The organism is Desulfofundulus thermocisternus DSM 10259, assembly GCF_000686645.1.
GTDB classification, from domain to species: domain Bacteria; phylum Bacillota; class Desulfotomaculia; order Desulfotomaculales; family Desulfovirgulaceae; genus Desulfofundulus; species Desulfofundulus australicus.
Genome location: NZ_KK365997.1, coordinates 1 through 5,828 on the forward strand (window position 1 = coordinate 1; position 5,828 = coordinate 5,828).

The following is a 5,828-nucleotide window of genomic DNA, read 5'->3' on the forward strand; positions in this document are numbered from 1 at the left end:
CTGGTGGGGATAAGCGCTGAAAGCATCTAAGCGCGAAGCCCTCCTCAAGATAAGGTTTCCCACCCGGCGCTCACCGGGTGCCGGGGTAAGACCCCTGGAAGACTACCAGGTAGATAGGCCGGGCGTGTAAGCCGGGTAACCGGTTGAGCGGACCGGTACTAATAGGTCGAGGCCTTGACCTCATATACCTGCGGATTCTCACTGTGAAGTTTTGAGGGAATATACAGGTTTTCCGGTGGCTATACCGGAGGGGAAACACCCGTTCCCATCCCGAACACGGAAGTTAAGCCCTCCAGGGCCGATGGTACTTGGGGGCCTACCCCCGGGAGAGTAGGTCGCTGCCGGAAAACTTTTCTTACCCCCGGTTCACTAACCGGGGGTATAATTTTATCCTTTCCAGGCAGGTCAGATAGGGCTGCCGGCCACGAGCGCCGGCTTTTTTGTAATTATTTTATGGGAATTACCCAAACAAAAAACGCCATATTTGTTATATAATATCCATATGGTTGTAACCCAAAGCAAAATTTTAAGATTGGATGAATTATGATGGACATGCTGGAAGCGGTGATGGTCCCACCGTTGAAAATACTTCGGAAATATTACCACCCGGAAACTGAACTTTATCATTTACTGGTGGAGCACAGTAAGGCGGTAGCCCGTAAGGCACTGAAAGTGGCGGATAAAGTTAGCCATCTTCATCCCGATCGCAAGTTTCTTGTTGAAGCCGCTATGCTCCATGATATAGGTATTTTTTTGACTTATCTACACCAGATCGGTTGCCGGGGTGAAAAGCCATATGTCTGCCACGGCTACCTTGGGCGCGAACTTTTAGAAAATGAGGGTCTGCCTTTGCATGCCCTTGTTTGCGAGCGGCACGTGGGTGCAGGAATTACGAAAGAGGAAATTATAGAACATTGTCTTCCCCTGCCGCCCAGAGATATGGTGCCGGTTACACTCGAGGAAAAGATCATCTGCTATGCCGATAAGTTTTTCTCCAAAAACAGGGATGCCATTGACCGGGAAAAAACAGTGGCTGAGATCGAGCGGGAACTTTCTCGCCATGGCTCCGGGCAGGTAATGCGGTTTTTTCAATGGCACAAGCTTTTTTCATAATGGTTCCGGTAATCTGGCTGCAGGGAAATTTTAAATCCTGTCACCGGCTGGTATATATTACCATAACATTGTTTTAGGGGTAAAAAACATGAACCGGAGGGTTTTAGGGTGAACTCCTTTCGCTTTTATCAACCTCTTGAAAATAACTGGTATTATGTTACCGATCCCCTGGGATTTCAATCCCTGCAGCAGTATGGAAGGCTCATTGATTATCTGATTCCATTCTGGTACGGGGTGACCTGGCAGGGAGAGCTTAACGAGCAATCCGATCCCCGGTCACTGGAACTTATTCGAGAATTAAACCTCCCCGTCCTGGCCATCGTGCATAATTATTCCAGCCCGGAGTACAGTCCCCTTGTCCATGCCTTGTTGACCGATAATAACCTGCGTCAAACATTGATTACCAGTATTTTAAACATGCTGCGCCGTGCCGGGTATGCCGGGGTAAACATTGATTTTGAGTTTGTACCCCCTGAAGACCGGCCGTACCTGACCAGGTTTATGACCGAACTTTATCAGGTTTTAAAGCCGGAAGGTTTTTTGGTTACCATCTCCGTCCCCGCTGAACTGGAAGATAATCCCCGCCACCCGTTTTCCGGGGCGTTCAGCTACCCGGAGCTGGGTGCTGCAAGCGACCAGGTGTACATTCTGGCTTATGATGAGCATTTTGCTATGCCGGGACCAATAGCTTCTATAGGTTTTGTACAGCAGGTTTTAAATTATGCCCTGTCTGTAATCCCGCGGGTTAAAATTCGCCTTGGCATTCCCGTCTATGGTTATGACTGGACGGAAGGAGTGAATTTTCCGGAAACACTGTCCTACCGGCAGGCTGTAGAACGGGCCAGGGAATACGGTGTAACCCCCCGTTATGACGAAGTTGCCCAGGAATGGACCTATACCTACCAGGTAAATGGTATAACCCACATTGTGTGGTTTGAGGATGTCCGCAGCTTTGCCGCCAAAATGGCTGTCGTGCGGCGGGAGAATGTACCGGGGATTGGTGTCTGGCGCCTGGGCCTTGAAGATTCCCGGATCTGGGCTTTCCTTGGTTCCCTGCAAATTAATTAATTATAGTTATTACGAGACAATGAATAATAAAATAATTATATTAAAGAAATAAAGGATTTTTGTGACTTGATCAAGAATGTAAGACCTCCGATTACACCTCATACAGGGAGGTCTTTTTTTATGACTGATTATCGTAAGATGTGGTCTGACCTGGGGATGGATCTGGAGAAACATGACCGGCTGACCAGTGCTTTACCACTGGTCTACGAAGAGGTTTACCTGCAACAAAAAGATCGCCCGCAGGCCATGGAATACTTTGACCTGGTGGTTGCCGAGATTCATAGCTTGAGGATTGCCGAGCTGGTAGAACACCGCCGTCGTGGAGGTAAGGTTTGCGGGGCCTTTTGTGTATTTGTGCCCGTGGAGATTGTTCGTGCTGCCGGGGCTATTGCTGTGGGCCTGTGTGGCGGTTCTCAGTTCTGGATTCCCGATGGGGAAAAGGTATTGCCGCGGAACCTCTGCCCGCTGATTAAAGCTTCCCTGGGTGCCCGCCTGAGCGGGACCTGTCCTTATTTCCAATCGTGCGATCTTTTAATTGGCGAGACAACCTGCGATGGGAAGAAGAAGGCCTGGGAAGTTCTGGGTGAATTTGCCCCCGTTTATGTAATGGACCTGCCTCAGATGAAACGGCCGCAGGATCTGGCTGCCTGGCGCAAGGAGATAGAACTATTTCTGGCCAGGATGGAAGAATTAACCGGTTGCCGGGTTACACCAGAGAGGCTGGCAGAAGAAATCCGCCTCCAGAACCGGTTGCGCCGGGCGTTGGAGCGCCTGTACCGGGCCCGCAAGGCCGATCCGGTACCTGTAAGCGGGAAAGATGTCCTGCTGGTTACCCAGGTCAGTTTTTACGACGATCCCCCCCGTTTCATTGAAAAAACGGAAGCTGTGGCCGCAGAAGCGGAAGAGCGCATTGCCTCCGGCCGTGGGGTATTCCCCTCCGGGTCTCCGCGTATTCTTGTAACCGGTACCCCGATGGCCATTCCTAACTGGAAACTGCACCATATTATCGAAACGGCCGGTGCTGTGGTTGTTTGCGAGGAAACCTGTACCGGAACCCGCTTTTTCGAACATCAGGTGGATGAATCCGGGCAGACCCTGGAAGAGCAGCTGCAGGCCCTGGCGGAACGTTACCTGAAAATAAACTGTTCCTGCTTTACTCCCAACCCGGGGCGTATTGATGATATTTTACGCCTGGTGGAAGAGTACCGGGCCGATGGCGTTATTTACTATAACCTGCAGTTCTGTCACGGTTACGCGGTTGAGTACTATGCCGTAGAGAAGGCTCTGAAAGCGCGGGGTATTCCTGTGATGAAAGTGGAAACCGACTACAGTGAGGAGGACGCCGGCCAGCTGCGCACACGGGTGGAAGCCTTCCTGGAAATGTTGCGTTAGAAGTGCAGGAAAGGATGAGCGGTCTTAATATGGCGGTTCTGGGCATTGACATTGGTTCTCGAACCATTGGGGTGGTTGTATTAAATGAGAGCGGTGAGATGATATCAGGGCGGGTATTTGATAGCGGGCCCCGCCCCCTGGAGCGCGCCCGGGAAATAGCCGGGGACCTGTCGCAATACCGGCATATAGTGGCCACGGGTTACGGTCGCCACGGTGCCCGGGCGGATTTTGCCACCGATTTGATTACCGAGATCAAGGCCCACGCTCTGGGTGCCAGTTATCTCTTTCCTTCCTGCCGCACCGTACTCGACATCGGTGGCCAGGACAGTAAGGTAATCCGCCTGAATGAACATGGCCGGGTAGTGGATTTTATTATGAATGATCGCTGTGCTGCCGGAACGGGTAAGTTCCTTGAGGTTATGGCCCAGAGCCTGGGCCTGCCATTAGAGGAAATGGTAGCTGCCGCTGCTCAAAGTGAAGAAAAGGTTTTATTAAACAGCATGTGTACCGTTTTTGCCGAATCAGAAGTGGTTTCGCTGCTGGCGGAAGGCCAGCCCGTTGGAGTTGTGGCCCGGGCCGTGCTCAATTCCATATGCGATCGCGCTCAAAATATGCTTTCGCGTATGGGTATTGTACCTCCGGTGGTTTTTACCGGTGGAGTGGCAGCCATTCCCGGCCTGCCCGCTTACTTCGCCCGGCGTGCCGGCCTTCCGGATTTGCTGGTACCCACCAGTCCCCAGCTGGTTGGTGCCCTGGGTGCAGCCCTGTACGGAGCAGGGATAGAGGTTAAAGGTAAAGCCACGGGATAGTTTCCCGGGGCTTTATCATTTTTTTAACCATACGGGATGGGCGCAAACCTGGTTGTTTATCTCCATAGAATTTTCTGGGAATATTTGTTCTGATTCCTCTATGGGCGATGGTAACCCGCGCCGCTTTGAGTTTGTAATCTGAAATCCTTGCGGAGGAGGAGAGAAGAGAACAACCCGACTAAAAGGTCGCAGAAAAGAACGGGCTGAGGCATTTCGGTGTCGTTCATGCGGAAAGGGCGTGAAGGCGGGTACTATAGCCGCCTTTTTTTAACTTTTGCTTGATCAAATGGTACCGTATATGATACCATAAGGGCAAGCGGTGGGTGTTTATGGCAAAGCTCAAAAAACTTTTTGAAAAAATTGTTAATAATCCTAATGATGTAGGTTTTGATGACCTCGACAAACTGCTTAAGCGATACGGTTTCACTCGCCGTCACCCACGCAAGGGCTCAAGTCATTTTACGTACCACCATTCCCAGCTTGACGAAATACTAACCATACCAAAAGACAGGCCAATAAAAGCAATATACGTTAAAAAGGCCATTGGAGCGATTAAAAAGCTACAAGACAGAGGTGAAGTCGAGTGAAAGACCTGGAGTATTACTTAAATTTAAACTATGAGATTAGGCTTCGTAAATTGAGCGAGGAAGAAGGGGGAGGCTGGTTTGCCGAAATACCCAAGCTTCCCGGTTGCATGTCTGACGGAGCTACGCCTGAAGAAGCCTTGGCAAACTTACAGGATGCCAAAAAATGCTGGATTGAGAACTGCCTGGAGTTAGGTCGTCTTGTACCAGAGCCAGTTCCGGAAAACTATTCCGGTCAGATCAGGATTCGTATACCAAGGTCCCTGCATCGCATTATGGCTGAAAAAGCCAGGGAAGAAAATGTCAGCCTCAACCAATACATTAGCTACCAGCTAGCACGCAGTGTAGGCTTCAGTCAAGGGGAGGAACAAGTAAAGAGCAAATAAAATGCCTGTTCGTCAGTGAATTCACGATTGAAGCCGGAGGCCTGCCAGTGTTAGACTGGTAGTTGAATTTTTTCTTATAAAAGAACTTACTTCCAAGTGCCGTGTTAACGGCGCTTTTTTTTGAGTAACAAAGATTAAAGGAGGGGTTTTTATGAAACGTTTGCTGGCTTTGTCGGGCTGGCCCCCTAATTATGGAGATTATGCCACAAAAGATTCGGCTTTCATTAATTTGCTCATAAATACTTTATGAAACTCCTCAGGGCTCATATACCTCAGGCTATCATGCCTCCTTTTCCGATTGTAATATTTCTATATACTTGGATACCTCTGCATAGGCTTCCATAAATTCATGACGTCTATAGCATTGCGGCGATGGGGAGCATGATGGGGTTAAAGAACAGCCTCGCTCCAATCCATTGTACCGGCTGCTTCCACCTATCAAGGCAGGCAAAATTTTCGTATTTGGTAACCGGTGG

6 protein-coding genes and 2 rRNA genes are annotated in these 5,828 nt (G+C 49.9%); all 8 read left to right on the plus strand.

The window, feature by feature from the left end:
* A 23S ribosomal RNA gene (locus BR83_RS0114485) occupies window positions 1-182 on the plus strand; the annotation flags it as partial.
* A 49-nt stretch (window positions 183-231) separates the two neighbouring features.
* Window positions 232-347, plus strand: a 5S ribosomal RNA gene (rrf, locus tag BR83_RS0114490).
* Window positions 348-546: 199 nt separating this feature from the next.
* The gene (locus BR83_RS0114495; protein ID WP_027357644.1) at window positions 547-1,113 is read left to right on the plus strand and encodes an HD domain-containing protein; all 567 of its coding nucleotides are present in this window, start codon (window positions 547-549) and stop codon (window positions 1,111-1,113) included.
* A gap of 108 nt (window positions 1,114-1,221) precedes the next feature.
* Window positions 1,222-2,181 (plus strand): glycosyl hydrolase family 18 protein, encoded by a 960-nt coding sequence (locus BR83_RS0114500; RefSeq protein ID WP_027357645.1) that lies wholly within the window; start codon window positions 1,222-1,224, stop codon window positions 2,179-2,181.
* Window positions 2,182-2,301: 120 nt separating this feature from the next.
* Entirely contained in the window at window positions 2,302-3,573 is a 1,272-nt protein-coding gene (locus BR83_RS0114505; protein WP_027357646.1) for a double-cubane-cluster-containing anaerobic reductase, read from the plus strand.
* 14 nt (window positions 3,574-3,587) lie between these two features.
* Window positions 3,588-4,382 carry an acyl-CoA dehydratase activase gene (locus BR83_RS0114510; RefSeq protein WP_242839694.1) on the plus strand — a complete coding sequence of 265 codons (795 nt, stop codon included), beginning with the start codon at window positions 3,588-3,590 and terminating at the stop codon, window positions 4,380-4,382.
* A gap of 329 nt (window positions 4,383-4,711) precedes the next feature.
* Window positions 4,712-4,969, plus strand: coding sequence for a type II toxin-antitoxin system HicA family toxin (locus BR83_RS0114515; protein ID WP_027357648.1), 258 nt, complete (start codon window positions 4,712-4,714; stop codon window positions 4,967-4,969).
* Complete coding sequence (locus BR83_RS0114520; protein WP_027357649.1) at window positions 4,966-5,352, plus strand: type II toxin-antitoxin system HicB family antitoxin; 387 nt, start codon at window positions 4,966-4,968, stop codon at window positions 5,350-5,352. Before BR83_RS0114515 ends, BR83_RS0114520 begins: the two co-directional genes overlap by 4 nt.
* Window positions 5,353-5,828: the final 476 nt, after the last annotated feature.

Coding starts and splice junctions, on each gene's coding strand:
- BR83_RS0114495 (WP_027357644.1), top strand. CDS start 547: ATGGACATGCTGGAAGCGGTGATGGTCCCACCGTTGAAAATACTTCGG.
- BR83_RS0114510 (WP_242839694.1), top strand. CDS start 3,588: ATGAGCGGTCTTAATATGGCGGTTCTGGGCATTGACATTGGTTCTCGA.
- BR83_RS0114505 (WP_027357646.1), top strand. CDS start 2,302: ATGACTGATTATCGTAAGATGTGGTCTGACCTGGGGATGGATCTGGAG.
- BR83_RS0114515 (WP_027357648.1), top strand. CDS start 4,712: ATGGCAAAGCTCAAAAAACTTTTTGAAAAAATTGTTAATAATCCTAAT.